Source organism: Planobispora longispora (genome assembly GCF_016863135.1).
Lineage (GTDB): Bacteria > Actinomycetota > Actinomycetes > Streptosporangiales > Streptosporangiaceae > Planobispora > Planobispora longispora.
In genome coordinates, this window is sequence record NZ_BOOH01000005.1 from 66,423 (window position 1) to 92,200 (window position 25,778).

The 25,778-nt window shown below is 72.6% G+C and carries 23 protein-coding genes; 4 read left to right on the plus strand and 19 right to left on the minus strand.

From position 1 onward, the window contains the following. Positions 1 to 24: 24 nt before the first annotated feature. The 7 genes from Plo01_RS03435 to Plo01_RS03465 all read right to left on the minus strand — a co-directional run bounded on the left by Plo01_RS03435 (position 25) and on the right by Plo01_RS03465 (position 7,525). The gene (locus Plo01_RS03435) at positions 25 to 1,320 is read right to left on the minus strand and encodes a glycerate kinase (protein ID WP_203888990.1); all 1,296 of its coding nucleotides are present in this window, start codon (positions 1,318 to 1,320) and stop codon (positions 25 to 27) included. A gap of 159 nt (positions 1,321 to 1,479) precedes the next feature. After that, positions 1,480 to 3,198: a glyoxylate carboligase gene (gene gcl, locus Plo01_RS03440; RefSeq protein ID WP_203888991.1), complete on the minus strand. Its 1,719-nt coding sequence runs from the start codon at positions 3,196 to 3,198 to the stop codon at positions 1,480 to 1,482. Next, complete coding sequence (locus Plo01_RS03445; RefSeq protein ID WP_203888992.1) at positions 3,198 to 4,070, minus strand: 2-hydroxy-3-oxopropionate reductase; 873 nt, start codon at positions 4,068 to 4,070, stop codon at positions 3,198 to 3,200. Before Plo01_RS03445 ends, gcl begins: the two co-directional genes overlap by 1 nt. A 64-nt stretch (positions 4,071 to 4,134) precedes the next feature. Beyond that, positions 4,135 to 4,926 carry a hydroxypyruvate isomerase family protein gene (locus tag Plo01_RS03450; RefSeq protein ID WP_203888993.1) on the minus strand — a complete coding sequence of 264 codons (792 nt, stop codon included), beginning with the start codon at positions 4,924 to 4,926 and terminating at the stop codon, positions 4,135 to 4,137. Beyond that, positions 4,923 to 5,327 (minus strand): allophanate hydrolase-related protein, encoded by a 405-nt coding sequence (locus Plo01_RS03455; protein WP_203888994.1) that lies wholly within the window; start codon positions 5,325 to 5,327, stop codon positions 4,923 to 4,925. The genes Plo01_RS03450 and Plo01_RS03455 overlap by 4 nt, the downstream gene beginning before the upstream one ends. Positions 5,328 to 5,685: 358 nt before the next feature. Beyond that, positions 5,686 to 6,360 carry an O-methyltransferase gene (locus tag Plo01_RS03460; protein ID WP_203888995.1) on the minus strand — a complete coding sequence of 225 codons (675 nt, stop codon included), beginning with the start codon at positions 6,358 to 6,360 and terminating at the stop codon, positions 5,686 to 5,688. Next, positions 6,344 to 7,525 carry an MFS transporter gene (locus Plo01_RS03465; RefSeq protein ID WP_239315846.1) on the minus strand — a complete coding sequence of 394 codons (1,182 nt, stop codon included), beginning with the start codon at positions 7,523 to 7,525 and terminating at the stop codon, positions 6,344 to 6,346. The genes Plo01_RS03460 and Plo01_RS03465 overlap by 17 nt, the downstream gene beginning before the upstream one ends. 54 nt (positions 7,526 to 7,579) lie before the next feature. Here Plo01_RS03465 and Plo01_RS03470 point away from each other — a divergent pair, with 54 nt between their 5' ends. Then, positions 7,580 to 8,182, plus strand: coding sequence for a helix-turn-helix transcriptional regulator (locus Plo01_RS03470; protein WP_203888996.1), 603 nt, complete (start codon positions 7,580 to 7,582; stop codon positions 8,180 to 8,182). 31 nt (positions 8,183 to 8,213) lie between these two features. Here Plo01_RS03470 and Plo01_RS03475 read toward each other — a convergent pair whose 3' ends face one another. From Plo01_RS03475 to uraD, 9 genes are all read right to left on the minus strand, one after another. After that, the gene (locus Plo01_RS03475; protein ID WP_203888997.1) at positions 8,214 to 9,470 is read right to left on the minus strand and encodes an XdhC family protein; all 1,257 of its coding nucleotides are present in this window, start codon (positions 9,468 to 9,470) and stop codon (positions 8,214 to 8,216) included. 120 nt (positions 9,471 to 9,590) lie between these two features. Continuing rightward, on the minus strand, positions 9,591 to 11,039 hold the full coding sequence (locus Plo01_RS03480; protein ID WP_203888998.1) for an NCS2 family permease: 1,449 nt from the start codon (positions 11,037 to 11,039) through the stop codon (positions 9,591 to 9,593). 261 nt (positions 11,040 to 11,300) lie between these two features. Then, entirely contained in the window at positions 11,301 to 13,646 is a 2,346-nt protein-coding gene (gene pucD / locus Plo01_RS03485) for a xanthine dehydrogenase subunit D (protein ID WP_239315847.1), read from the minus strand. Next, positions 13,643 to 15,031 (minus strand): 8-oxoguanine deaminase, encoded by a 1,389-nt coding sequence (locus Plo01_RS03490; RefSeq protein WP_203888999.1) that lies wholly within the window; start codon positions 15,029 to 15,031, stop codon positions 13,643 to 13,645. Before Plo01_RS03490 ends, pucD begins: the two co-directional genes overlap by 4 nt. Next, positions 15,028 to 15,498: a (2Fe-2S)-binding protein gene (locus Plo01_RS03495; protein WP_203889000.1), complete on the minus strand. Its 471-nt coding sequence runs from the start codon at positions 15,496 to 15,498 to the stop codon at positions 15,028 to 15,030. The genes Plo01_RS03490 and Plo01_RS03495 overlap by 4 nt, the downstream gene beginning before the upstream one ends. Beyond that, positions 15,498 to 16,373 carry an FAD binding domain-containing protein gene (locus tag Plo01_RS03500; protein ID WP_203889001.1) on the minus strand — a complete coding sequence of 292 codons (876 nt, stop codon included), beginning with the start codon at positions 16,371 to 16,373 and terminating at the stop codon, positions 15,498 to 15,500. The genes Plo01_RS03495 and Plo01_RS03500 overlap by 1 nt, the downstream gene beginning before the upstream one ends. 5 nt (positions 16,374 to 16,378) lie before the next feature. Further along, a complete protein-coding gene (gene pucL, locus Plo01_RS03505; RefSeq protein ID WP_203889002.1) occupies positions 16,379 to 17,275 on the minus strand; it encodes a factor-independent urate hydroxylase in 897 nt (298 codons plus the stop codon). 3 nt (positions 17,276 to 17,278) lie between these two features. Further along, on the minus strand, positions 17,279 to 17,605 hold the full coding sequence (gene uraH, locus Plo01_RS03510) for a hydroxyisourate hydrolase (protein WP_203889003.1): 327 nt from the start codon (positions 17,603 to 17,605) through the stop codon (positions 17,279 to 17,281). After that, complete coding sequence (gene uraD, locus Plo01_RS03515; protein ID WP_203889004.1) at positions 17,602 to 18,135, minus strand: 2-oxo-4-hydroxy-4-carboxy-5-ureidoimidazoline decarboxylase; 534 nt, start codon at positions 18,133 to 18,135, stop codon at positions 17,602 to 17,604. Before uraD ends, uraH begins: the two co-directional genes overlap by 4 nt. A gap of 223 nt (positions 18,136 to 18,358) precedes the next feature. On the opposite strand from uraD, the gene Plo01_RS03520 reads away from it, so the two are divergent. From Plo01_RS03520 to Plo01_RS03530, 3 genes are all read left to right on the plus strand, one after another. Next, positions 18,359 to 19,933, plus strand: coding sequence for a PucR family transcriptional regulator (locus tag Plo01_RS03520; RefSeq protein WP_203889005.1), 1,575 nt, complete (start codon positions 18,359 to 18,361; stop codon positions 19,931 to 19,933). A 67-nt stretch (positions 19,934 to 20,000) separates the two neighbouring features. Further along, positions 20,001 to 21,458 (plus strand): catalase, encoded by a 1,458-nt coding sequence (locus Plo01_RS03525; protein ID WP_203889006.1) that lies wholly within the window; start codon positions 20,001 to 20,003, stop codon positions 21,456 to 21,458. 107 nt (positions 21,459 to 21,565) lie between these two features. Next, positions 21,566 to 22,408 carry a deoxyribonuclease IV gene (locus Plo01_RS03530; protein ID WP_203889007.1) on the plus strand — a complete coding sequence of 281 codons (843 nt, stop codon included), beginning with the start codon at positions 21,566 to 21,568 and terminating at the stop codon, positions 22,406 to 22,408. A 606-nt stretch (positions 22,409 to 23,014) separates the two neighbouring features. Here the strand turns inward: Plo01_RS03530 and Plo01_RS03535 are convergent. From Plo01_RS03535 to Plo01_RS03545, 3 genes are all read right to left on the minus strand, one after another. Next, entirely contained in the window at positions 23,015 to 23,776 is a 762-nt protein-coding gene (locus Plo01_RS03535; RefSeq protein ID WP_203889008.1) for a LytR/AlgR family response regulator transcription factor, read from the minus strand. 66 nt (positions 23,777 to 23,842) lie between these two features. Beyond that, positions 23,843 to 25,036 (minus strand): sensor histidine kinase, encoded by a 1,194-nt coding sequence (locus Plo01_RS03540; protein WP_203889009.1) that lies wholly within the window; start codon positions 25,034 to 25,036, stop codon positions 23,843 to 23,845. Positions 25,037 to 25,084: 48 nt separating this feature from the next. After that, positions 25,085 to 25,705 carry a sulfite oxidase-like oxidoreductase gene (locus Plo01_RS03545; protein ID WP_203889010.1) on the minus strand — a complete coding sequence of 207 codons (621 nt, stop codon included), beginning with the start codon at positions 25,703 to 25,705 and terminating at the stop codon, positions 25,085 to 25,087. Between the last annotated feature and the right edge of the window lie 73 nt (positions 25,706 to 25,778).

Here is a 25,778-nt window from a genome sequence, read left to right on the forward strand (position 1 = left end):
TTTCCCGGGCCTTCGGCCCCGGTCCTACAGCCAGTCCGCCGCGAGCTTGGCGGCGGCGCGTTCCAGCAGCGGGCCGGCCTCGGCCATGCAGCGCGCCGGGTCGGGCTCGATGTCGGTGAGCGCGTAGGCCGCCCGGATGCCCGCCGCGCGCAGTTCCTCCTCGCCGAGGGCGCGCCGGCCGCAGACCGCGACGACCGGGACGCCCGCCTTGACCGCCGCGGCGGCGACCCCGGCGGGGGCCTTGCCGCGCAGGGTCTGCTCGTCCAGGGAGCCCTCGCCGGTCACGACCAGGCGGGCGCCGTCGAGCAGCTCCTGGAAGCCGAGCAGGTCGAGCAGGTACTCGATGCCGGGGCGGATCTCGGCCCGCAGGAAGGCGAGGGCGGCGAAGCCCACTCCCCCGGCCGCCCCGGCCCCGGGCTGCCCGGCCACGCCCATCGGGCGGACGACGTCGTCGTGCTCGATCGCCCCGACCAGGCCGTGGGTGTGCACGGCGACGGCGGCAAGGCGGGCGAGCGCGCCGTCGAGCAGTTTCACGTCCTCGGGGGTGGCGCCCTTCTGCGGGCCGTAGACGGCGGCGGCGCCGTACGGGCCGAGCAGGGGGTTGTCCACGTCGCTGGCGACGACGAACTCGACGTCGCCGATGTCCGGGAGCCCGGAGGTGTCGATCTCGTCGAGCGCGCGCAGGGCGGCCCCGCCCGGCGGGAGCTCGTCGCCCTGGGCGTCGAGGAAGCGCACGCCCAGGGCGCTCATCATCCCGGCGCCGCCGTCGGTGGAGGCGCTGCCGCCCAGGCCGAGGACGACGCGGCGGGCGCCGCGCCGCACGGCGTGGGCGATCAGCTCGCCGGTGCCCCGGCTGGTCGCGGTGAGCGGGGCGAGCTCGACCCCGCCGTGCGCGGCGGGTCCCGCCTCGGAGCTCGCGGAGCTCGCGGAGCTCGCGGACGCCTGGGCGGAGGCCGGGAGCCGCCGCAGGCCCGAGGCCTCGGCGAGCTCGATGACGGCGGTCGGCACGTCCACCGCTCCGGCGCCGGACGGGGAGGTCCCCGGCCCGGCGTCGCGCCAGGCGTAGACGGCGCGGACCGGGTCGCCGACGGGGCCGGTGACCTCGACCTCGACGGGCTCGAAGCCGCAGGCGACGACGGCCGCCACGGTGCCGTCACCGCCGTCGGCGACCGGCAGCGCGACGGTGGCGACGCCGGGGCCGAGACCGGCCGCGACGCGGGCGGCGACCTCGGCCGCGGTCAGCGACCCCTTGAACTTGTCGGGGGCGATGACGACGTGACCGGACGGGCGGGGGGAACCAGCGGTCTCAGAAGTCGGCATGAGATCGCGTGACGAACCAGCGGTCTCAGAAGTCGGCATGAGATCGCGTGACGAAACGGACAACCCTGCTCCTTGATGGAGAATGGGCGGACACGCGCCCCTGCCCGGTGCGAGCGGGCAGGGGCGCGTGCCGGAACCCGGTGTGATGGCGATCCATCATCACACTTGCCCGGGAAGGGGTTCGAACTCCCTGACGGCGTCGATGGCCGGGCCGTGCGGGGTGTTCGCCTCGCGCTCGATCATGATCTCGACGAGCACCGGCCGGTTGGTCGCCCGGGCCTCCTTGCGCGCCCACTCCAGGGCGTCGCGGATGTCGGCGGGGTCGATGACCCGGCGGCCGGAGCAGCCGTACGCCTCCATGATCTTGACGTTGTCGGTGCCGTACTCGTCGTAGTGGATGTCCACCTGGTAGTTCATGTCGTACGGGATCGAGGCCTGGCGGATGAGGCCCAGATACTCGTTGTTGATCATGATGAGCACGAACGGCACGTTGTACTGGGCGCCGACCGCGAGCTCCTCCACCATGTACTGGAAGCCGTAGTCGCCGACGATGCCCACGACCTCGGCGTCCGGCTCGGTGTTCTTGAGCGCCTTCTTGACGCCGATCGCCGCCGGGATCTCCCAGCCCAGCGGGCCGGCCTGGCCGCAGATCTGGTAGCGGCGCGGCTTGTACGCCTTCTGGTGCTGGCCGCCCCAGATCTGGTAGAGGCCGATCGCGGTGACGAAGTAGGTGTCCTCGTCGAAGACCTCGTTGATCTCCTTGTAGACCCGGGGGGCCTTGATCGGGACCGTGTCGAAGTCCTCGCGGCGGCCCAGGGTCGCCTTGAGGTGCTGGATCCGGCCGACCCACGCGCCGGGCCCGCGGCCCGCCTCGCGCTCCTTGGCGACCTTGAGCAGGTCCTGCAGGAACAGCTTGGCGTCGGAGACGACGCCGAGATCCGGTTCGAAGACCCTGCCGATCTGGGTCGGCTCGATGTCGACGTGGATGAACTTCCGCTCGCCCCGGTAGACGTCGAGCTGGCCGGTGTGCCGGTCGCCGAAGCGCGCGCCCACGGCCAGCACCAGGTCGGACTCCAGGAAGGAGGCGTTGCCGTACCGCTGCGAGGTCTGCACGCCGGTGATGCCGCAGAACAGGCCGTGGTCCTCGTCGATGGCGCCCTTGCCCATCAGGGTGACCTGGACCGGGACGTTCAGGTACTCGGCCAGCTCGCGCAGCTCGTCGGCGGCCTCGGCGATGATCACACCGCCGCCGGCGAGGATCAGCGGCCGCTCGGCGGCCAGCAGCAGGTCCAGTGCCTTCTCGACGCGCGGCCGGTGCGGCTCGACGGCCGCGACCGGGAGCGGGGAGTCCAGCGCGGGGTCGTACTCGATGATCCCCTTGGCCACGTCCACCGGGATGTCGATCAGGACCGGGCCGGGACGGCCGGACCGGGCGATCCGGAACGCCTCGCGGAAGATCCAGGGGGCGGTGGCCGCCTCCTTGATCTGCACGGCCCACTTGGTGACGGGCTTGGCGATCTCCACGATGTCGACCGCCTGGAAGCCCTCCTTGTCGAGCAGGGCGGTGGCCGCCTGGCCGGTGATGCAGACGATCGGGATCGAGTCCGCGAGCGCGGTGTAGAGACCCGTGATCATGTTGGTGCCGGCCGGGCCGGAGGTGCCGATCGCGACGCCCACCCCGCCGTTGGTACGGGCCCAGCCGTCGGCCATGTGGGTGGCGCCCTCTTCGTGGCGGACGGTCAGGTGCTCGATGCCGCCGACCTCCTCCATCGCCTTGTACAGGGGGAGGATGGCCGCGCCGGGGCAGCCGAACGCCGTGTCGACGCCCTCGGACTTCAGGACTTCGACGACCGCGTTCATCGCGGGGATCCTGGCCATCAGCTGTCCCTTCCCGAGAGGCTCTCGGTGACCTTGAGGAGCGCGGAGTGGTCGAGGCCGCCGTGGCCCTGGGCCCGCGCGGCGGCGATGAGCTGGGCGACGAGCGCGCCCATGGGGATGGCCACCTCGGCGCCGCGGGCGGCGTCGAGGATGATGCCCATGTCCTTGTGGTGCAGGTCGATGCGGAAGCCCGGCTGGAAGTTCCGGGCGAGCATCGACTCGCGCTTGATGTCGAGGATGCGGCTGGCGGCCAGGCCGCCGGCGAGCACGTCGAGTCCGGCGGCGGCGTCCACGCCGGCCGCCTCCATCAGCACGATGGCCTCGGCGACGAGGGCGTAGGTGCCGCCCACGACGAGCTGGTTGGCGGCCTTGACGTACTGCCCGGCGCCCGCGGGGCCGACCAGCTTGAAGGTCTTGCCGACGGCCTCGAAGACCGGCGTCGCAGCCTCGAAGTCCTCCGGCGCGCCGCCGACCATGATGGACAGGACCGCGTCGATCGCGCCCTTCTCGCCGCCGGAGACCGGGGCGTCCAGCACGCGCAGCCCCCTGGCCGCGCCCTCGCGGGCGACCTTCTGCGAGGTCTGCGGGGTGATGGTGGAGAAGTCGATGTAGAGAGCGCCGGACTCGGCGTTGTCGAGGATCTCCGGGAGGACGGCCTCGACCTGCGGGTCGGCCGGGAGCATGGTGATGACGACCTCGGCGCCCTTGACGGCCTCCGCGACGCCGCTCGCGCTCGCGCCTCCGGCGGCCCGGAGGCGGGCGAGGGCGTCCTCGCCGAGGTCGAAACCGGTGACCTCGTGTCCGGCCCTGACCAGGTGCCCGGCCATGGGCGAGCCCATGATGCCGAGCCCGATGAATGCGATCCTGCTCAATTTGCTCTCCTCGCCCGGCGTCCGCCGGATGCGTTCGGGGTCCCGGGTGCGTTCGGGGATGTCGTCATGCGAGCCGGTCCAGCTCCCGCAGCCAGCCGAAGTCCGGCTCGGCGTCCTTGTACTCCAGGCCGATCCAGCCGTCGTAGCCGTGTTCGGCGAGCACCTTCAGCAGGCGGGTGAAGTCCAGCTCGCCGCTGCCGGGGCGGCCGCGGCCGGGGGTGTCGGCGATCTGCACGTGGCCGATCCGGCCCGCGTACCCGGCGATCACCGCGTCCAGGTCCTCGCCCATCCGGGCCAGGTGGTACAGGTCGCACAGGAACGCCACGTTCGGCTCCCCCACCCGGTCGACCACCTCGACCGCGGCCTTGGCGGAGACCAGCGGGTAGGACGGCGACTCGTAGGCGTTGAGCGCCTCCACCAGCACCGTCGCGCCGATCCCGGCGGCGGCCCTGGCGGCGATCGCGAGGTTCTCGGTGGCCAGCTCGTCCTGCTCGGCCGGGTCCAGGCCGTCCACGCGGTTGCCGTACAGCGCGTTGAGCGCCGTGCAGCCGAGCCGGCCGGCGATGCCGACGGCGACGTCGACGTTGTCGCGGAAACGCGCGCTGTCGGCGGGACGGGAGACGAGGCCGCGCCCGCCGGCGGCGATGTCGTCGGCGAAGTTGAGGCCGACCAGCTGTACGCCCGCGTCCTGGATCGCGCCGGCGAAGGCGTCGACGTCCTTGTCGGACGGTACGGCCTCGGCGAACGGCCACCAGAACTCGACCCCGTCGAACCCGGCGGCCTTCACCGCCTCCGGCCGGCGCAGCAGCGGCAGGTCGGTGAAGAGGATCGAGGCGTTGACGTCGAACCGCGTCATGACGTCTTCTCCCTGTCTGTGTGGGCGTCCATGTCCATGTAGGCCTTCCAGCTACCGGACTCGGTGATGTCGTACAGCTCCGCGTGCGAGGTGCAGGGGCGGCGCAGGAGCATCGCGAACGAGGACGTGCCGTCCGCCAGCTCGATCACGCCGAGCTCCAGCTCGGGTGGTTCGGCGGGCATCAGCCGGTCGCGCAGGACGTCCATCGGGACGTCGTAGAGCTCTCCCGTGATGGCGGCCCCGCCGTGCGCCACCGGCGCCAGGCCGGGGCAGCGGTCGCCGACCGAGTAGAAGCGGTACTTGGGCGCCGTGGCGGTCTCGGCCACCAGCGGGGCCCCGTCGAGCAGGTGGTGCAGCGGACCGCCACGCATGGCGCCGCCGTTGAGGAACATCAAGGCCATCGCAGGCTCCTCCCGGGGTCGGATCGATCCGGTGGGGTGGGGCCCGTAGGTCTGCCGGAGGCGGCAGCGCGGTACCTCCTCGCTCCGGCTCAGGCGGAGCGTTCAGGTGTGTGATTCAGTACACAAGCCGCCCGGCTGTCCGGTCTAGCGGCAAGAAGTCCGAAGCTGCCCGGAAGTGGCGATGGCAGGTTTGTGCGTTGGCACAATCGCGGGGCGGGGCGGGGCGGCCCACCGGGCCTGTGGCTCAGCGGGACCGCCCGGTGATGCTCGGTGGAACCGCCGGGCAGCGCAGCGGGACCTCCGGGTAGTGCTCCGCAGGACCCGCCAGGCAGTGCTCAGCGGGACCTCCGGGTGGTGCTCAGCGGGACCTCCGGATGACGACGAAGCCGTCCCAGCCCTTGGAGCCCACCGTCTGGAGCGCGGTGGCCTCCAGCCGGGCGTCGTGCGCGATGTCCGCGAGAACCCTGCGCACGCCCTGGACCCGCTCGTCGGGACTGTCCGGGTCGGTGACGGCGCCGTTGCGGACGACGTTGTCGATGACGATCACGCTTCCCGGCCGGGTCAGCTCCAGGGACGCCTTCAGGTAGGCGGGGTTGCCGGGCTTGTCGGCGTCGATGAAGACGAAGTCGTACGGCCCGCGCCCGTCCTCGGCGAGCCGCCGCGCCGAGTCCGCGGCCGGGCCGACGAGGATGTCCACCCGGTCCGCCACCCCCGCGCGCTCCAGGTTCTCCCGGGCGATCGCGGCGTTGCGCTCCTCCAGTTCCAGCGAGGTGACGTGACCCCCGTCCCCCACGGCGCGGGCCAGCCAGATGGTGCTGTAGCCCGCCAGGGTGCCGAACTCCAGGACGCGGACGGCGCCGGCGATGCGGCACAACATCGCCAGGAGCTTGCCCTGGTTCGGGGCGACCTCCGCCTGCGGCATGGTGGTCAGTCCGCCGCTCTCGCGAGCCTCCCTGAGCGCCCGGTCCTCGGGGACGAGGGCGCCGGCGAAGTAGGCGTCGACCTCGCGCCACGCCTCATCGGACTGGTACATCATCATCTTCTTCCCTTCTCCTCGGGCGGGGACCGGCGGGTTCGCGCAGGGTCCGGAACAGCAGCCAGCTCAGGGCGGGCATCGCGATCAGTATGGCGAGGGCCGTCTGCAGGGTGGTGGCGTCGGCGACGGCGCCGATGAGCGGGCCGGCCAGGCCGCCGGCGCTGACGGTCAGGCCGAGGGTGACGCCGCCGGCGGTGCCGACGCGGCCGGGGAGGTAGTCCTGGGCGAGGGTGACCTGAAGGGAGAACGGAACGTAGAGGCCGACGGAGGTCAGCGCCGCGAACAGATAGACCACCGGACCGGGGACGAACACGATCCCCGCGACGGCGGCGACGCTGACCAGGTACGACGCGCGTACCACCGTGACCCTGTCCCACCGGTCGGCCAGCCCGCCGCCCAGCACGGTGCCCACCGCGCCTCCCAGATAGAGCACGGACAGCGCCGCGGTGCCCGCCGCCGTGCCGCCGCCCGTGCGCGCCGGCACGTACAGCGCGATGAACGTGCTCAGGCCGACGAACACGACGGACCGGAAGGCCACGGCCAGCGAGAGCCGTGCGAACGACGCCACGTCGTCGCGTCCCACCCGGGACGCGCCGCCGCCGGCCGGGCGTGCCGACGTGCCCAGCGCGCGCAGGACGGGCAGGTACAGCACGCTTCCGGCCAGAGCCGGCAGCGCCAGCAGCGGCGTGAGCCGCAGCCCGCCGGCGGCGACGACGGCGGCGACCAGGAGCGGCGCGGCGGCGAACCCGAGGTTGCCGCCGAGGGAGAACCAGCCCATCGCGGTGTGGCTCCCGCCCGCGGCGATCCGCGCCACCCGGGCGGACTCGGGGTGGTAGGCGGCGATCCCGATCCCGGACACGGCCGCCAGCGCCAGCGTCAGCGGGTAGGAGTCGGTCAGGCCGCTCAGCGCGATCCCCAGCCCGCCGAGGAGCGTGCTGACGGGCAGCAGCCAGGGCAGCGCCCACCGGTCCGTCACCGCGCCGAACAGCGGTTGCGCCACCGAGGACAGCAGCGATGCGGCGAGCACGATCCCCGAGGCCGCGGCGTAGGTGTAGGCGCGCTCGGCCACCAGGAAGGGGACGAGCGCCGCCACGGCGCCCTGGTAGACGTCCACGCAGGCGTGTCCGGCCGACAGCATGATGATCGTCTTTTTCTTCGGCACAGCGGCATCCTCACCGCTCGGCGCCGTGTCGTGCTTCCAATAAACTGCCGATCGATGACGGAAGTCCGCCACCAGCCGCTCGCGCCGACCCGCGCCCCGCACGATGACGGCCCGGAGCGCGGCCGGCTCCGGGCCGTCCTGCTCGACCAGTTGCGCGCCTCGCCCCAGCAGCCCCTGCACCTGCCCGCCCCCGCCGATCCGCGGTTGCGGGCGCTGTGCGCGATCGTGCGCGCCGATCCCGCCGGCAACCGCACGCTGGCCGCCCTCGGCGCGCAGGTCGGCGCGAGCGAGCGGACGCTGTCACGGCTCTTCAAGGCCGACCTCGGCATGACCTTCCCGCAGTGGCGCACCCAGCTCCGGCTCCACCGCGCCCTGGTCCTGCTGGCCGACGACGTCCCGGTGACCGCGGTGGCGCACCTGTGCGGCTGGTCGTCCGCCAGCGCGTTCATCGACGTCTTCCGCCGCGCCTTCGGGCAGACCCCGGGAACCTTCGGGCACGGCTCAGGGGCCCTCGGGCACGCCCCGGGAACGCGGCGGCGTCAGACGCGGACCTCCGGACGGCCCTCGCGGGCGCAACACGGTGCGGATCCACCTGGAGATCCAGGCCGTGCTGCGGACGGCGTAGAGCCCGGCGGACCTTACAGCCGGACGGCGTAGAGCCCGGCGCGGACCCTCCAGCCGGACGGGCTCAGGCGGCCTCGCCGGGGACGCCCAGGCGGGGAAGCCCGGCGGGCAGCGCCCGGCTCGCGGGGTGGATGGGACCGGCGGTCTGCGTGAGCGGCAGGCCGCTCCCGCCGCGGCGCAGGGCGACGAACTCCGCGGCGATGGACAGGGCGGTCTCCTCCGGGGTACGGGCGCCCAGATCGAGACCGATGGGCGAGCGCAGCCGCGACAGCTCCGCCTCGCTCAGCCCGGCGGCGCGCAGGCGGGCCATGCGGTCGGCGTGGGTACGGCGTGAGCCCATCGCCCCCACGTAGGCGACCGGGAGCCGGAGGGCGACCTCCAGCAGCGGCACGTCGAACTTGGCGTCGTGGGTGAGCACGCAGACCACGGTCCGGGAGTCCACCCGCGTGCGGGCGAGGTAGCGGTGCGGCCAGTCGACGACGACCTCGTGGGCCTCGGGGAAGCGGCGCGGGGTGGCGAAGACGGGCCGGGCGTCGCAGACGGTGACGTGGTGGCCCAGGAAGCGGCCGGCGCGGGTGAGCGCGGCGGCGAAGTCGATGGCGCCGAAGACGAGCAGACGGGGCGGGGGCGCGTAGGTCTCGGCGAAGACGGCGACCTCCTGCCCGCCGCAGCCGAGGGTGCGCAGGCCGGTGAGCCCGGTGTCGAGCATGGCCCGCGCCTCGGGCGCGACGACGCCGGCCACGGAGTCGCGCGTGAGGCCGGGGAGGTCGCCGAGGACCCGGTCCTCGAAGACCGCGAGGAGACCCGCGCCCGGGCGCGGACGGCCGCCGGTGCGCCCGTCCGGGCCGATGCCCTCTGCCCGGCCGGTGTCCCCGATCGGGCCGATCTTCTCGGCCTGATCGGAGCCGCCGGCCGGACCGACGGCGTCGAGGGCGCGGACGATCGCGACGGGCTCGCCCCGCCGTACCGCCTCCAGCGCCGCGGTGAGCACCGGGGCGGCGGGTGAGGCGGACGGAACCGGCCAGACGAGCACCTCGATGGTTCCACCGCAGGTCAGCCCCACGGCGAAGGCGTCGTCATCGGAGTAGCCGAAGGTATGCCGGACCGGTTCCCCGGTCTGGATCGCCTCCCGGCACAGTTCGTAGACGGCCCCTTCGACGCAGCCGCCGGAGACGCTGCCGACGGCCTCGCCTTCGTCGTTCACCGCGAGCGCGGCCCCCGGCTGCCGGGGAGCGCTCCCCCCGACCCCGATCACGGAGGCGACCGCGAACGCGCGCCCCTCCCCGAGCCAGCCGAGCAGATCCTCGGCGAGTTCACGCATGGAAGGAACCTCCGTCTGTCACGGGAACGGGCGAGCGCCGTACGGCGGCGCCGGTGCGGCGGGTGCTCCGTACGGCGGCGATCGGCGCCGCCGTACGGAGATCAGCCGGGGGATTCGGGATCAGCCGAGGAGTTGCTCGATCGCGCCGATGCCGAAGTAGCCGACGAAGATCGCGCTGATCACCCAGAGGAGCCAGTGGATCTGGTCGAACCGGCCGCGGGCGGCCTTGATCACCGTGTAGGCGATGACGCCGGCGCCGACTCCGTTGGTGATGGAGTAGGTGAAGGGCATCAGCGCGATGGTGAGGAAGGCCGGGATGGCCAGGTCGATCTCCTCCCATTCGATCTTGCGGGCGGCGGTCATCATCAGCGCGCCGACCAGGACCAGGGCGGGGGCCGCGGCCTGGGCGGGCACGACGGCCGCCAGCGGGGTCAGGAACATCGCCCCGGCGAAGAGCGCGCCGGTCACCAGGCTGGCGAGGCCGGTGCGAGCGCCCTCCCCGACTCCTGCGGCCGACTCGACCACGATCGTGTTGGCGGAACCGCCGGTGGCGCCGCCGATGATGGCGCCGAAGCCGTCGATCGTCAGGATCTTGCCGACGCCCTGGATCCGGCCCTGCCCGTCGGTCAGCTTGGCCTCCTCGCCGACGCCGAGGATGGTCCCCATCGCGTCGAAGAAGCCGGACAGCACGAGGGTGAACAGCACCACCGTGGCGGTGAGCACGCCGGCCGCGCCGAAGCCGCCGAACAGGTCCACGTCGAACAGCAGGCTGAAGTCCGGCGTGGAGACGATCCGCTCGGGGAGCTCCGGCGTGACCACTCCGGGCCACTTCACTCCGTCCACCAGCGCGTTGATCACGATGGCCAGCACGGTGGCGGCCACGATGCCGATCAGGATCGCGCCGGGGATCCTCCGGACGAACAGGGCGAACATCAGCAGCAGGCCGACGCAGAAGACCACGATGGGCCAGCCGGAGAGCCGTCCGCCGGCGCCGAGGGTCACCACGGTGCCCTCGCCCCGGCCGACGAACCCGGCGTCCACCAGGCCGATGAGCGCGATGAACATGCCGATGCCGACGCCGATGGCGTGCTTGAGCGGGGTGGGGATGGCGTCCATGATCAGCTGGCGGATGCCGGTGAGCGCGAAGAGCACGATCACCACGCCCTCCAGCACGACCAGGCCCATGGCCTGGTCCCAGGTCATGTGCGGGGCGGCCTGGAAGGCCACCACGGGGGCGATGCCGAGCCCGGAGGCGAGGGCGAAGGGCGCGTTGCCCACCACGCCCATCAGGATCGTGGTGATCGCCGCGGAGAGCGCGACCGCCGTGGTGAGCTGGGGGATGGTCATCGTGGCGCCGGTCACGTCCTTGGCGCCGCTGAGGATGATGGGGATGAGCAGGATGATGTAGGCAACGGCCACGAACGTGGTGATGCCGCCACGAACCTCCCTGGCGACCGTCGTGCCCCGACCGGTGAGGTCGAAGAAGCGGTCGATCCAGGTCCGGGAGGCCCCGGAGGCGTCGGACGCCTCGGGGTCCTCGCCGGAGGGCCGGGTCTGCAGCTGGGTCATGGTCGGGCCCTCCCAAGGGCGTAGTCGACCTACGGAGAAGACCCCGGTGGCCGGACCGGGGTCGTCCGCATGGTTCGAGGGGGTGCGGTTGTGGGGTCTCTCCCGTTCACCCACGGGGGGTGGGGGTGTCCTGCGAGCCTTCTCGTCTGCCGTGATCGCCACGGCGAAGACTCACAGGGCATCCCTTAAAAACGCCGCAAGTCAGCATAAATCCCGACAAAGGGTGCGTTTTTCGATACGAGTGAGGGCTGCCCCTGTTGGTCAACTGCTTCCGGTGATGTGTTCCGGACGAACCGGCACTCGGGTGAGTGCGAGACCCGTGGCGTCGCGGATGGCCGCGACGATCGCGGGCGTGGAGGAGAGCGTGGGTGGCTCCCCTGCGCCGCGCAGGCCGTATGGGGCCCGCGGGTCGGCGTTCTCCAGGATCTCCAGGCGCATCGGCGGCATGTCGAGGATGGTGGGGATCAGGTAGTCGGTGAACGACGGGTTGCGTACCTTCCCGTCGGAGACCACGATCTCCTCCATCACGGCCAGGCCGAGGCCCTGGGCGGTGCCGCCGTGGATCTGCCCCTCCAGCGAGAGGCGGTTGAGGATCTTGCCGACGTCCTGGACGGCGGCCAGCTCCACGACCTTCACCAGGCCGAGCTCGACGTCGACGTCCACCACGGCCCGGTGGACGCACAAGGCGAGCTGCGTGTGCGAGTCTCCCCGGCCGGTCACGGGGTCCATGCCCGTGGTCGGCTCGTGGTGGTACTCGCGGGTCTCCTCGATGACCGCGTCACCGAGGACGTCTTCGATGGCGGCGAGCACTCCCGCGCTCTCCGAGACGACCTTGCCGCCGACCAGCGACAGGTCGCCGAGAGTGTCGAGGGGCCGGTCCAGCCTGGCGGCGGCCAGGGCGAACACGCCCTCCCGCACGGCCTGGCAGGCTGTCATCACCGCGCCGCCGGTCATGTAGGACTGGCGCGAGGCGGAGCTGGAGCCGGCGTCGCCGACCTGGTTGTCGGCCGGGTGGATGACGACCCGCTCGACTCCCAGCTCGGTGCGAGCGATCTGGGCCTCGAGCGTGACCAGTCCCTGGCCGACCTCGGCGGCGGCGGTGTGCACCAGCGCGACGGCCTCGCCGCCGATGACCTCCAGGCGGACCCGGGCGGTGGAGTAGTCGTCGTAGCCCTCGGAGAAGCAGATGTTCTTCAGGCCCACGCCGTACCCGACGCCGCGCCGCACCCCCTCGCCGTGGGTGGTCTGCGAGGCGCCGCCGGGCAGGTTGCGGATGTCGGAGGCGTCCAGCGGCGGCGGCATGGGCAGCTCGCGGGCCTGCCGGAGCATCTCGGCCATCGGCAGCGGAGCCCAGATCACCTGGCCGGTGGCCAGCTCGCTGCCCTGGGAGGCGGCGTTGACCTGCCGTACGGTGACCGGGTCGAGCCCGCACGCCTCGGCGAGCTTGTCCATCATCGACTCGTAGGCGAAGCACGCCTGCACCGCGCCGAAGCCGCGCATCGCGCCGCAGGGCGGGTTGTTGGTGTACACGCCGTAGGCGTCGATCTTGATGTTCGGGATGACGTACGGCCCCACGCCCAGCGAGGCGGCGTTGCCGACCACGTTCATCGTCGCGGAGGTGTAGGCGCCGCCGTCCAGGAGGATCTCCACGTCCGCGTAGAGGATCCTCCCGTCCTTCGTGGCGCCGTACTCGTAGCGCATCTCGGCCGGGTGGCGGTGCACGTGGCCGAAGAACGACTCGTACCGGTTGTAGACGATCTTCACCGGGCGGCCGGTGTGCAGCGCGAGCATGGCCGCGTGGATCTGCATCGACAGGTCCTCGCGCCCGCCGAAGGCCCCGCCGACGCCCGAGAGCGTCATGCGGATCTTCTCCTCAGGCAGGCCCAGGCAGGGGGCGATCTGCTTGAGGTCGTTGTGCATCCACTGGGTGGCCACGTACAGGTCCACGCCGCCGTCCTCGGCGGGCACGGCCAGGCCCGACTCCGGCCCGAGGAACGCCTGGTCCTGGATGCCGACCCGGTACTCGCCGGAGACGACCACCTCGGCGCGGGCCTTGGCGGCCTCGACGTCGCCGACCCGGACCGGCTGGTGGCGGGCGAGGTTGCCGCGCGGCTGGACCTGCGGGTAGGCCGGGTCGAAGGCGGCCCGGCGGGCGTCGGTGAGCGGCTCCAGGACCTCGTACTCGATCCGGATCTTCTCCATCGCCCGGCGCGCGGTCTCCGGGTGGTCGGCCGCGACCAGCGCGATCGGCTCGCCCTGGTGGCGCACCTCGCCTGCGGCCAGGACCGGCTGGTCCCAGGTGTGGTCCAGGCCGAAGTGCTTGCGGCCCGGGACGTCCTCGTGGGTGAGCACGGCCGACACACCGGGGTGCGCCAGCGCCGCGGAGACGTCGATCGAGACGATCTTCGCGCGGGGGTGCGGGCTGCGCAGCGTCGCGCCCCAGAGCATGCCGTCGATCCACAGGTCGGAGGAGTAGGCGAACTCGCCCTTGACCTTCAGCGTCCCGTCGGGGCGCAGCGGGCTGTCGCCCACTCCCCCGGTCCCGGGGGCCGCGATGTCGCGCGGCGCGCGCACCGGCGTGGCGCTCCCGCTTCCTGTGCGCGTCACGAGTGAACCTCCTTGGCGGCGGTGAAGCCCTGCTCCTCGGCCAGGCGCAGCAGGCGGCGGTGGGCCTGCCCGCCGGCGCGGCCGAGCGCGTCCTGGGAGACCGTGCGCAGCTCGTCGTTCTCGACGATCGTCTCCCCGCCCACCAGCAGGCGGGCCAGCGGCGGCTGGGCGGTGGCGAAGACCAGGGTGGCGACCGGGTCGGTGATCGCCGAGGCGAAGGCGCCGTCGGTCCGCCACAGGGCGATGTCGGCGAGCTTGCCCGGCTCCAGGGTGCCCAGCTCGGCGTCCCGGCCGAGGTTCTTCGCGCCGCCGAGGGTGGCCATCTCCAGGGCCTGGCGGGCGGTCAGCGCGGTGGGGCCGTACCTCGCCCGCTGGAAGAGCATGGCCTGGCGCATCTCGCCGGAGAGCGTGGTCAGCTCGGAGGAGGCGTTGCCGTCCACGCCGAGGCCGACGATCGCCCCCCGGTTGAGCATCTCCGAGACCCGGGCGATGCCCGCGCCCAGACGCCCGTTGGAGCTGGGGCAGTGCGCCGAGCCGGTGCCGGTCTGGGCGAAGACGTCGATGTCGGCGTCGCTCAGGTGGATGGCGTGGGCGAACCACACGTCCGGGCCGAGCCAGCCGAGCTTCTCCATGTAGTCGACCGGCCGCATGCCCACCTGCTCCAGCAGGTGCTCCTCCTCGTCGAGGGTCTCGGCCAGGTGGGTGTGCAGGCGCACGCCCTTGGCGCGGGCCAGCTCGGCGGCCTCGACCATCAGCTCGGCGCTGACCGAGAACGGCGAGCACGGGCCGATGGCCACGCGCAGCTTCGAGGAGAAGGAGGCGTCGTGGTAGGTGTCCACGGCCTTGGCGCTCTCGGCGAGGATCTCCTCGTGCTTCTCCACCACCACGTCCGGCGGCAGGCCGCCCTTGGACTTGCCCCGGTCCATCGAGCCGCGCACCGGGTGGAAGCGGATGCCCAGCTCCCGGGCGGCCTCGATCTCCGCGGCGAACAGGTCGCCGCGGCCCTTGGGGAAGACGTAGTGGTGGTCGGAGGAGGTGGTGCAGCCGGACAGGGCCAGGAAGCCCAGCCCCGCCCCGGCCGCGCCCTTGACGACCTCGGCGTCCATCGCGGCCCACACCTGGTAGAGCGCGACCAGCCACTCGAACAGCGTGGCGTCCTGGGCGAGTCCCTGGGAGGCCCACTGGTACAGGTGGTGGTGGGTGTTGACCAGGCCGGGGGTGGCCAGGCAGCCGGTGCCGTCGATCCGGGTGGCGCCCGGGATCGCCGGGGCAGGACCGGCCCCGAGCGCCACGATCTTGTCGCCCTCGATGTGGACGAAGCCGGAGGGGATCTCCGGGCCGGCCACCGGGGCGATGTACGCGTTCTCGATCAGGACGGTCTTCACGAGGCCGCCTTGCGGGCCGCGGCGAGCCGTACCGCGTCGAGGATCTTCTCGTAGCCGGTGCACCGGCACAGGTTGCCCGCCAGGGCCTCGCGGATCTCGGCGTCCGAGGGCTCCGCGACCCGCTCGATCAGGTCGTGGGCCTGGACGACGAGGCCGGGGGTGCAGAAGCCGCACTGGACGGCGCCGCACTCCACGAACGCCTCCTGGACCGGGTCGAGCCGGTCGCCGTCGGCCAGGCCCTCGACGGTGCGGACCTCGCGGCCCTCGACCTGACCGGCCGCCACCAGGCAGGCGCAGACGGGGGTGCCGTCGAGGTAGACGGTGCAGGAACCGCACTCGCCCTGCTCGCAGGCGTTCTTGGAGCCGGGCAGGCCCACGCGCTCGCGCAGCACGTACAGGAGGCTCTCGCCCTCCCACACGTCGTCGGCCGTCTCCCGGCGCCCGTTCACGGTGAAGGTGACGCGCATCAGCCGGCCCTCCTTTCGAAGTGTCCGGACCGGAACTCGTTCCAGGCCCAGGTCAGGGTGCGGCGTGCCATCACGCCGATGGCGTGGCGGCGGTAGTCGGCGGTGCCGCGCACGTCGTCGATCGGGGAGGCGGCCTCCGCGGCCAGCTCCCCGAAGCGGGCGAGCACCGCCGGGTCGAGCCGGGCGTCCCAGTCGAGCTCGGCGGCGAGGAACTCCTCGGCGGCCAGGGCCCGGCGGGGCGTCGGGGCGGCCGAGCCGATGCCGGTGCCGACCCGGCGCTCGGCGGGGTGCAGCGCGATCGCGAAGGAGCAGACCGCGATCACCATGGCGTTGCGGGTGCCGACCTTGGAGAAGTACTGCGGGCCGGTGGCCGGGCTCATCCGGAAGGCCCGGATCAGCTCGTCCGGCTCCAGCGCGCTGCGCTTGACGCCGACGTAGAACTCGGCGGCGGGGATCATCCGCACGCCGCGGGCGGCGGACTCGACCTCGATGACCGCGTCGCCGGCCAGCAGCGGCGGGTGGCTGTCCCCGGCGGGCGAGGCCGCGCCGAGGTTGCCGCCCACCGTGCCCCGGTTGCGGATCTGGGGCGAGCCGACCGTACGCGCGGCCTGCGCGAGACCGGGCAGCCGGTTCCCGAGCTCGGCGATCAGCCGCACGTACGGCACGCCCGCGCCGACCCTGAGCCGGCCGTCTTCTTCGGAGGTCCACTCGGCCAGCTCGGCGACCTGGTTCAGGTCCAGCAGCGCGGCCGGGCGGTGCAGGTCGAAGTTGAGCTCGACCATCACGTCGGTGCCGCCCTGGATGGGCACCGCCTCCGGCCGGTCCGCCTTGGCGGCCAGCGCCTCCGCCCACGTGGTGGGCCGCAGGAAATCCATCGTGACTACTCCCAGGCGAAAGCGGCGTCGGGGGCGGTGTCGGAGAGCACGCTGCCCTCGATCAGCCCGTAGGGTCGATCGGCCGCGTAGAAGACCTCGTTGGGGTTGTCCATCCCGAAGGGCTCCAGGTCGACCAGGAAGTGGTGCTTGTTCGGCATCGCCATGCGCACCTCGCAGACCTCCCTGCGGGTGTTCAGCACCCGCTTGCCCATGGCGTAGAGGGTCTGCTGCAGGGAGAGGCTGTGGGTCTCGGCGAAGGCCTCGATCAGGCAGCGCCGTACCTCGGCGTAGGACTTGCCGAAGGCGGAGCCGTCCGAGGCGTGCCGCCAGCGCGCCGAGACGGCGGTGGCGAGGATGCGGTCGCTGGTCGGCTTCAGGGTGGTGTACTCGTCCTCGATGTAACCGTGGAACTCCGAGCCGGTCGAGTTGAGGACGACCAGGTCCTTCAGGCCGGAGACCACGGTGGTGCGGCCGTCGCGGTCGTGGTGGACGACGCAGGTGCGGACCTCCCGGCCGGAGCGGACGAACGAGTGCTGCTTGTCGCGCAGTCCCAGGTGGGGGCCGTCGGAGACGGGGATGCGGTCCCAGAAGTACTCCTCGATCTCCACGCGGGCGTGGTGGATGGAGGGCTGGGAGTCCACGTAGTGGCGGGCCAGCAGGATCGCGAAGTCCTCGATCTGGTCGACGCCGTACTTCCTGGCGAAGGCGTAGGCGGTGTTCTTCTGCGTGTCCGTCGGCAGCACCGAGGCGTTGTCGCCGGTGAGGTGCACGTCCTCCATGTCGCCCGAGAGCGCGGAGCTGACGTTGATGTCCTTGATGTGGTGGACCCCGCCGTCCCTGACGACGCGGACCACGCGGGTCTCCGCCTTGCCGTAGCGGTTGGGCCCGAGAACGACGTTCATGTGCTAGCTCCCTCGATACGTCGAATAGGCGAACGGGCTGAGCAGCAACGGCACGTGGTAATGCTCATCCGGGTCGTCGATCGTGAAGGTGATGACCACTTCCGGATAGAAGGCGGTCACCCCCCGCTCGGCGAAGTAGGAACCGGTGTCGAACACCAGCCGGTGGACGCCCGCCCCCGGCGACCAGCCCGAGAGCCGGCCGTCGGCGTCGGTGTGCCCTTCCACGACCACCGCTTCGCCGTTGTCGTCTGATCCGCTCTCCAGCCGTACGGCGACGCCCGCCGCGGGCCTGCCGAGCGCCGCGTCCAGCACGTGCGTGGACAGGCTCATGACTGGTCCCCCAGCAGCTTCGCCATGCGCAGCCGGGTGATCTTGGCGAGTTCCCCGCGGACCACCTCGCGCTCCACGTCCTCGTCGTTCTGCAGCCGCTCCCGCAGGCGGGTGAGCATCTCCTCGGCCGACAGGCCGGTGGCGCAGATCAGGTAGACGTGGCCGAAGCGCTCCTCGTAGGCGAGGTTGCCCTCGACCAGCCCGTCCAGCACGGCCCGCCCGGCCGAGTCCACGCCGGACTGCTCCTGGCGGGACCAGGCGGACTCCCGGTCGCTCCCGCCGGCGCGCTCCCCGATGCGGGGGTGCGCCGCGAGCGCCTCCAGCACGTCGGACCACTCCAGGTCGTTCACGGCGGCGTCGGCCACCGCGGTCAGCTGGGCGAGGTCGCGGTAGGGGCGCAGCGCCGCCACGGTGCGGGCGAAGGCCCGGGACGCGCAGCACGTCAGCAGCTCGGCCTCGGCGTCGGCGAGGCCGAGCGCGTTGAAGCCGGCCAGCCTCGCAGCCGGTGCTGCGGATTTCACGTTCGGCATGGCAGCAGTACACACACCGGTACCCGGCACGGTCCAGCAGCAAGAACTCCGAAGTGGGTCAGCACTTGACCCCATGTTTTCGTGTCATGCTCCAAGGCTCGGCCCGCTGCGCGTCATCTGCGTGTCTCCGGCGTGTCGCCCGCGTGTCGCCCGACCCGGTTCTCCGCGGGTTCTCCGCACGTTCGCCCCTCGGTTACCCTCACGCCGAGGAACGGAGGCCCTCATGCGGCTGAGCGCGCTGTTGGAGATGACCGAGCTGGGACTGTCGCCGGTCACGGGCCGCGACGAGCTGGACCGGACGATCCGCTGGGTCGTCACCACCGACCTGCTCGATCCGGGCCGCTACCTGAGCGGCGGCGAGCTGGTGCTGACCGGGCTGGTCTGGCGGCAGAGCCCCGAGGACAGCGAGCGGTTCGTGCGCAGCCTGGTCAACGCCGGGGTCTCCGCGCTGGGGGCCGGCGACACCCGGTGGGGCGAGATCCCCGGCGATCTCGTCGAGGCCTGCCGCCGGCACCGGATGCCGCTGTTCCACGTGCCGCAGGAGATGTCGTTCGCCGAGGTCACCGAGCACATCGTGCGGCGGCTCTCGGCCGCCAGGGCCTACGACATGACGGCCGTGCTCGACCGGCACCGCCGGCTCGTCGCGGGCGCCACCGCGGGCGCGGGCCTGGACCCGCTGCTCCACCTGCTCGGCCACGACCTGGGCATGCCGTGCTGGGTGCTCACCCCGGCCGGTCGCGTGGTGGCGGGCTCGCACCCGCTGCCCGAGGGCATGGCCTCGCTGCTGGCCCGCGGCTTCCTGACCGCCAAGCGCATGCCGTGCGCGCTGCGCGGCATCGAGCGGAGCGAGGCCGGGCGATACTCGGTCTTCCCGGTGGACGAGCAGACGACCCCCCGGGTCGCCGACTGGTTCCTGGCCGTCCAGGGCGCCTTCGAGGACTGGCCGGAGGAGCGGCGGGCGCTGGCCGGGGAGCTGGCGGCCGTGGTCGCGCTGGAGCGCGCCCGGCTGGACGACCGGCTCAGCCCCAAGGGCCGCATCGCCCAGGAGCTGGTGGAGCTCGTCGTCTCCGACGGCAAGCCCAGCGACATCCTGCCCCGGCTCCAGGTCACCGGCCTGACCACCGACCCGGCCGCCGGCCTGGACGCCGACGGCGCCGGGCACGGCTTCGTGGCGGTGGCCGCGGCCGCGCACGGCGCGCTGCGCCCCGGCGAGCTCCGGGTCGTGGTCAAGGAGATCCTCAACCGCTCGTGCGCCTCCCCGGTGGTGGGCGTGGCCGGGGAGGAGGTGATCGCGCTCATCCCCGCGCCCGAGTCCGACATCACCGCCGAGGTGCGCGAGGCGGTGCGGGCGCTGGCGCCGGGGCTCGGCACCGGCAGGCTCACCGTCGGCGTCAGCGGGATCGCCCCGGTGGACGGCCTGCGCGGCGCGGTCGAGGAGGCCCGCTACGCCCGCCGGATGGCCGAGGGCCGCGCCGAGCCCGACGCCGTCGTGGGCCACGACGAGCTGGCCACCCACGTGCTGCTGCTCGCCTCGGTCCCCGACGACGTGCGGCACATGTTCCGGGTCCGGCTGCTGGACCCGCTGCGCGGCTACGATCAGGTGCACCGCGCCGACCTCGTCCGCACGCTGGAGGCGTTCCTGCAGGTGTCGGGGTCGTGGACGAAGTGCGCGGAGATCCTCCACGTCCACGTCAACACGCTGCGCTACCGGATCCAGCGGATCCAGGACCTGACCGGCAGGGACCTGTCGCGTTTGGAGGATCGTGTGGACTTCTTCCTGGCGCTGCGACTGGGTTAGGACGATCGCACGAACTTGCTTTTCCGGCCTTGACCAGGCATAAGTCCGCGAACGTACCCTCACCGCCATGACTACCCGCCCCATCCTCACCACCGAGTCCGGCGCGCCGGTCGCCGACAACCAGAACAGCCAGAGCGCCGGTCCCGGCGGTCCTCTGCTGATCCAGGACCAGCAGCTGATGGAGAAGCTCGCCCGGTTCAACCGGGAGCGCATCCCGGAGCGCGTGGTGCACGCCCGCGGCTCGGGCGCCTTCGGCTACTTCGAGGTGACGGAGGAGGTGTCGCGGTTCACCCGTGCCGCGTTCCTGGCCGAGCCGGGCAGACGCACCGAGGTCTTCGTGCGCTTCTCCACCGTGGCCGGCGGTCTGGGCTCCGGCGACGCGGTCCGCGACCCGCGCGGTTTCGCGGTCAAGTTCTACACCGAGGAGGGCAACTACGACCTCGTCGGCAACAACACCCCGGTCTTCTTCATCCGCGACCCGCTGAAGTTCCCCGACTTCATCCACTCGCAGAAGCGCGACCCGTTCACCGGCGTCCAGGAGCCCGAGAACGTCTGGGACTTCTTCTCCCACTCCCCCGAGGCCACCCACCAGTTCACCTGGCTGTTCGGCGACCGGGGCATCCCCGCGTCCTACCGGCACATGCACGGGTTCGGCTCGCACACCTACCAGTGGGTCAACGCCGAGGGCGAGGCCTTCTGGGTGAAGTACCACTTCAAGACCGACCAGGGCGTCCGCACCCTGACCGCCGAGCAGGCCGCCGAGCTGCACGGCCGGGACCCCGACTCCCACCAGCGCGACCTGCACGGCGCCATCGAGCGGGGGCTGTTCCCCTCCTGGACGCTGTACGTCCAGCTCATGCCGGTGGCCGAGGCCGGGACCTACCGGTTCGACCCGTTCGACCTGACCAAGGTCTGGCCGCACGCCGACTACCCGCTGGTCAAGGTCGGCCGCCTGACCCTCGACCGCAACCCGGACAACGTCTTCGCCGAGGTGGAGCAGGCCGCCTTCTCCCCGAACAACTTCGTGCCCGGCATCGGCCCCTCCCCGGACAAGATGCTCCAGGGCCGCCTGTTCGCCTACGGCGACGCCCACCGCTACCGGCTCGGCGTCAACCACACCCAGCTGCCGGTGAACGCCCCGCACGCGACCCAGGCCGCCACCTACGGCCGTGACGGGGCCATGCGCGCCGACGGCAACGGGAGCCGGAGCAAGAACTACGAGCCCAACAGCTTCGGCGGCCCCGCCCAGACGGGCGTCCCGCTCGCCGCCGGGATCGAGGTGTCGGGCGTCACCGGCTCCCACCGGAACCCGGCCCACGCCGAGGACGACGACTTCGTCCAGGCCGGCGCGCTCTACCGGGTGATGTCGGAGGCCGAGCGCGAGCGCCTGGTCGGCAACATCGCCGCCGCCCTCGCCCAGGTGCCCGACGACGCCATCGTGACCCGCGCGCTCGCCCACTTCGCGGCGGCCGACCACGACTACGGTTTCCGCGTCGAGACCGCCGTCAAGGCGCTGCGCGGCTGACCCCCGGACTCTCGGGGAGGGGCGGGGTCGTCACTCACACCCTTCTCCGCCCCACCCCGAGTCGTTTCCACGAGCTGTCGGCCGTGGCGCCTAAACTTGAGGGCACCATGACTTCTCTTTCCCCCATCGGCGGACACGTCTCCGTCACCGGCGGCCTGGCCAAGGGCGGGCTGCGGTACGCCGCGGAGATCGGCGCCGAGATGATCCAGGTGTTCGTCACCAATCCCAGGGGCTGGGCCCTGGCCGCGGGCGACCCCGTCCAGGACGAGCGGCTGCGCGAGTCGGGCACGCTGACCTTCGTGCACGCGCCCTACCTCGTCAACCTCGGCACCCCCAGCGCCGACACGCTGGAGAAGTCGGTGGCCACCGTCCGGCACGGCCTGCTGCGCGGCGCGGCCGTCGGGGCCAGGGGCCTGGTGGTCCACACCGGGTCGGCGGTGAGCCAGTCCCGCGACGACGCCCTGCGCCAGCTCCACGAGCGCCTGCTCCCGCTGCTGGAGGAGATCCCGGACGACGGCCCCGACCTGCTGCTGGAGCCGATGGCCGGGCAGGGCGGCATGCTCTGCGCGACCGTCCAGGACCTGGAGCCCTACCTCGCGGCCCTGGAGTGGCACCCGAAGGCCGGGGTCTGCCTGGACACCTGCCACGCCTTCGCCGCCGGCCACGACCTGTCGACCGCCGAGGGGATCAAGGAGACCTTCGACGCCCTGCACGCGATCGCCCCGGGCCGGCTCAAGCTGATCCACGCCAACGACTCCAAGGACGTCTGCGCCTCCAAGAAGGACCGCCACGAGAACATCGGGGCCGGCCACATCGGCGCCCAGGCGTTCGCCGAGCTGATGCGCCACCCGGCGGCCGCGGGGATCCCGCTCTGCATCGAGACGCCGGGAGGCGCCGACAAGCACCGCGAGGACATCGAGCTGCTGAAGAAGCTCCGCGACGCCCCCTGAGCGGGGCCCCGGCCGCCCTGCGGGAGCTCGGGCTCCGGGCGCTTTCCGGGAGTTCGGGCTCCGGGCGCTCCGCGGGCCCAGCCGGTTCAGGCGCCGCACGACGTTCTGCGAGCTCCGCGAGCTCCGCGGGTGCGACGGGCGCCCGTGCTCGCGATCCGGCCGCCCCCGTGTGGCCGGATCGCGGTTCGGCCCGCGGGGCTATCGCGGGCGTCCCGTCGCACCGGAGGCCGCCGGACCCCCGCTCCCCCCGGGCTGAGGTCCGGCAGCCGGGGGGACGCCCGCCGGCGTCCCCCCAAGGTCCCGCGCACCAGGCCCTTACGAGCCTGCCGGCTCTCGTCCCCCCCTGGTCTCGCGGGATCGGCTCTCCGATGCCTGGAACACTATGGGGGCTCCCCACCGGGCGACTCCCCGTTTCCGGAAGGCGCGACTAACGGCATGTAGTTGTCGCCGTACGGAGCGTAATGACACGGTGAGCGGTCGCCCGGGGGCGACGAGCGGTCGTTTTCCGGCCCGCCGGTCCGCCGGAAGCCCCACACCGGCTCATGTCCCGGCACGGCCCCGCACCGGACCGGCGGCCCGCCGGACAGCCGGCGGCCCCGCACCGGCTCACGCCCCGGCCTCCATGGACAGCGGCCGCTCCCGGAACTGCCGGACGAGTTGCTCGCGGACCTGCCGGGTGTGGCGGCGGCTGACCGGCAGCGTCTGGGTGCCGACCTGCAGCACCGCCCGGCCCCCGTCGAAGCGCAGCTCGCTGATGTGCCGTACGGAGACCAGCGTGCTGCGGTGCACCCGGATGAACCCCGCCTCGGCCCAGCGCCGCTCCAGCGCGGCCAGCGACATGCGGATCAGGTAACTGCCCTCGCCGGTGTGCAGCCGGACGTAGTCGCCTTTGGCCTCGGCGAACCAGACCGCCTGCTGGGGCACGAACCTGGTCCGCCCGCCGAGCTCGACCGGGATGACGTCCTCCGGCTCCGATTCGGCCGCCGCGACGGGCGCGGCGGACTCCAGGCGTCGCACGGCCTCCGCCAGCCGGTCGGCCCGCACCGGCTTGAGCAGGTAGTCCACCGCCTCGACCTCGAAGGCCTGAACCGCGCAGTCCTCGTGTGCGGTGACGAAGACCAGGCGGGGCGGGTTGGGGAAGCCCGAGGTGAGACGGGCCAGATCCAGGCCGTCGAGACCGGGCATGCGGATGTCGAGGAAGACGCCGTCGAGCCGCTCCCCCGCACTGATCATGCCGACCATGTCACGGAGCGCGGCGACACCGTCGGAGGCGGTGACGACCTGTTCTATCCGGGGATCTCCCCGGAGCAGATAGGCCAGTTCTTCCAGGGCGGGGATCTCGTCGTCGACGGCTAAGACGCGCAGCATGAACTCCACGCTGCACGCCGGTCACGGTGACCGCAAGCAATACGTCAACTAACAGTAAAGATTTGACTACAAAGAGCTACCTGCCCGGCTATGCTTGGGCACGCGGAGCCGGACCCGCGTCCCCGAGCCGGGCGCGCTGTCCACGGTCAGACCATACGCCTCACCGTAGATCTGGCGCAGCCGCACGTCGACGTTCGCCAGACCGATCCCGCCCTCGCCCCGGCCCTCACGCGGGCCGTCGTCGAGCAGGAGCCGGGCGTACTCCGGCTCCATGCCCAGCCCGTCGTCCTCGACGCTGATGTGCGCCTCGGGACCCGCGTCCTCGATCACCAGCCGCACCTCCCCCGAGCCGCCGTTGCGGGCCAGGCCGTGTTTGACGGCGTTCTCCACCAGCGGCTGCAGGCACAGGAAGGGCACCGGAACGGCCAGCGCCTCGGGCGCGACCCGAACGGTGACGCGGAGCCGGTCGCCGAACCTGGCGCGCTCCAGCTCCAGGTAACGGTCCACGCACCGCAGCTCGTCGGCCAGCGTGGTGAAGTCGTGGGCGCGGCGCAGCGCGTAGCGGGTGAAGTCGGCGAAGTCCACCAGCAGCTCGCGGGCGCGCTCGGGGTCGGTGCGGACGAAGGAGGCGATGGTGGTCAGCGCGTTGTAGACGAAGTGCGGGGAGATCTGCGCCCGCAGGGCCCGCACCTCCGCCTCGCTGGCGCGCCGCCGGGAGGAGTCGAGCTCGGCGAGCTCCAGCTGCCCGGACACCCAGCGGGCGACCTCGGTGACGGTGCGCACCAGCACCGCGCTGACCTCCGCGTCGTAGGCGGCCAGCGTGCCGATCACCCGGCCGTCCACCTCCAGCGGCGCGACCACCGCGCCGCGGATCTCGCAGCCGGGCCGGTCGCAGGCGAGCGCCTCCCCGGTCACCACCTGCGGGCGCCCGGACGCGAGCGCCGTCCTGACGTGCTCGGCCGCGCGGTCCCGGTGGCACTCCACGGCGCCGTCCCAGGCGAGCAGGCCGCCCGAGTCGGTGAGGGCGACCGCTCCGGTGGCCAGCAGGGTCCGCAGGTGCCGTACGGCGCCGCGGGCGGTCTCGGCGGTCAGACCGGCCCGCAGGGACGGGGCCGCCATCGCCGCGACGTGCAGGGTCGCGAAGGTGGCCTCGTCCTGCCAGCCGCCGGGGTGGCGGAGGAAGACCGCCCTCCGGCGGAGCAGGGTGATCCCGAGAAGAACGAACATGACGCAGAACAGCGCCCAGCCGCTGGTCGACATGCGGGAAACCGTAGCCAACCGGGCCCGGTGATCACGGGAAAACGCCGATTACGCTGGGCCTTCGCCCGGTTCCTCCTGATACGAGTAGCGCTGTTCCCGCCAGGGGTCGGCGATGTTGTGGTAGCCGCGCTCCTCCCAGAAGCCGCGCCTGTCCTCCACCATGTACTCCACCGCGCGCACCCACTTGACGCTCTTCCACGCGTACAGGTGCGGGACCACCGCCCGGACCGGGAACCCCCGCTCCGGCGTGATCGGCTTGCCGTCCAGCTCCAGCGCGAAGAGGGTGTGGTCGCGGGCGAAGTCGCTCATCCTGATGTTGGCGCTGTAGCCGTACTCGGCCCAGAGCATCACGTGCGTGACCTCGGGCGCGGGGGGAGCCACCGCCATCAGGGTCGCCGCGGAGACCCCGCTCCACTCGACCCCCATGATGGAGAATTTGGTGACGCAGTGGAAGTCGGCCACGACCGTCGTGCGCGGCAGTTGGGAGAAGCGCTCCCAGGAGAAGCGGTGCTGCTCGCCCGTGGCGGTCGCCCCCATGACGTGGAACTCCCACGTCGCCGGGCGGAAGGTCGGCACCCTCCCGTAGTGGATCACCGGCCGCCCCCGTGAGACGTGCTGTCCCGGCGGCAGGCGCGTCTCCTCGGGGGGAGTTTCGGACTGATCCACCATCACTCCTCCCGCCGTTTCCCCGATAGCACGGGGCAATCCTGCCATCGCGGCTTTCCCGCCCGACCATCGCCCT

Coding starts and splice junctions, on each gene's coding strand:
- Plo01_RS03435 (WP_203888990.1), bottom strand. CDS start 1,320: ATGCCGACTTCTGAGACCGCTGGTTCCCCCCGCCCGTCCGGTCACGTC.
- gcl (WP_203888991.1), bottom strand. CDS start 3,198: ATGGCCAGGATCCCCGCGATGAACGCGGTCGTCGAAGTCCTGAAGTCC.
- Plo01_RS03450 (WP_203888993.1), bottom strand. CDS start 4,926: ATGACGCGGTTCGACGTCAACGCCTCGATCCTCTTCACCGACCTGCCG.
- Plo01_RS03455 (WP_203888994.1), bottom strand. CDS start 5,327: ATGGCCTTGATGTTCCTCAACGGCGGCGCCATGCGTGGCGGTCCGCTG.
- Plo01_RS03460 (WP_203888995.1), bottom strand. CDS start 6,360: ATGTACCAGTCCGATGAGGCGTGGCGCGAGGTCGACGCCTACTTCGCC.
- Plo01_RS03470 (WP_203888996.1), top strand. CDS start 7,580: ATGACGGAAGTCCGCCACCAGCCGCTCGCGCCGACCCGCGCCCCGCAC.
- Plo01_RS03475 (WP_203888997.1), bottom strand. CDS start 9,470: ATGCGTGAACTCGCCGAGGATCTGCTCGGCTGGCTCGGGGAGGGGCGC.
- Plo01_RS03480 (WP_203888998.1), bottom strand. CDS start 11,039: ATGACCCAGCTGCAGACCCGGCCCTCCGGCGAGGACCCCGAGGCGTCC.
- Plo01_RS03495 (WP_203889000.1), bottom strand. CDS start 15,498: ATGCGCGTCACCTTCACCGTGAACGGGCGCCGGGAGACGGCCGACGAC.
- Plo01_RS03500 (WP_203889001.1), bottom strand. CDS start 16,373: ATGGATTTCCTGCGGCCCACCACGTGGGCGGAGGCGCTGGCCGCCAAG.
- pucL (WP_203889002.1), bottom strand. CDS start 17,275: ATGAACGTCGTTCTCGGGCCCAACCGCTACGGCAAGGCGGAGACCCGC.
- uraH (WP_203889003.1), bottom strand. CDS start 17,605: ATGAGCCTGTCCACGCACGTGCTGGACGCGGCGCTCGGCAGGCCCGCG.
- uraD (WP_203889004.1), bottom strand. CDS start 18,135: ATGCCGAACGTGAAATCCGCAGCACCGGCTGCGAGGCTGGCCGGCTTC.
- Plo01_RS03520 (WP_203889005.1), top strand. CDS start 18,359: ATGCGGCTGAGCGCGCTGTTGGAGATGACCGAGCTGGGACTGTCGCCG.
- Plo01_RS03525 (WP_203889006.1), top strand. CDS start 20,001: ATGACTACCCGCCCCATCCTCACCACCGAGTCCGGCGCGCCGGTCGCC.
- Plo01_RS03530 (WP_203889007.1), top strand. CDS start 21,566: ATGACTTCTCTTTCCCCCATCGGCGGACACGTCTCCGTCACCGGCGGC.
- Plo01_RS03535 (WP_203889008.1), bottom strand. CDS start 23,776: ATGCTGCGCGTCTTAGCCGTCGACGACGAGATCCCCGCCCTGGAAGAA.
- Plo01_RS03540 (WP_203889009.1), bottom strand. CDS start 25,036: ATGTCGACCAGCGGCTGGGCGCTGTTCTGCGTCATGTTCGTTCTTCTC.
- Plo01_RS03545 (WP_203889010.1), bottom strand. CDS start 25,705: ATGGTGGATCAGTCCGAAACTCCCCCCGAGGAGACGCGCCTGCCGCCG.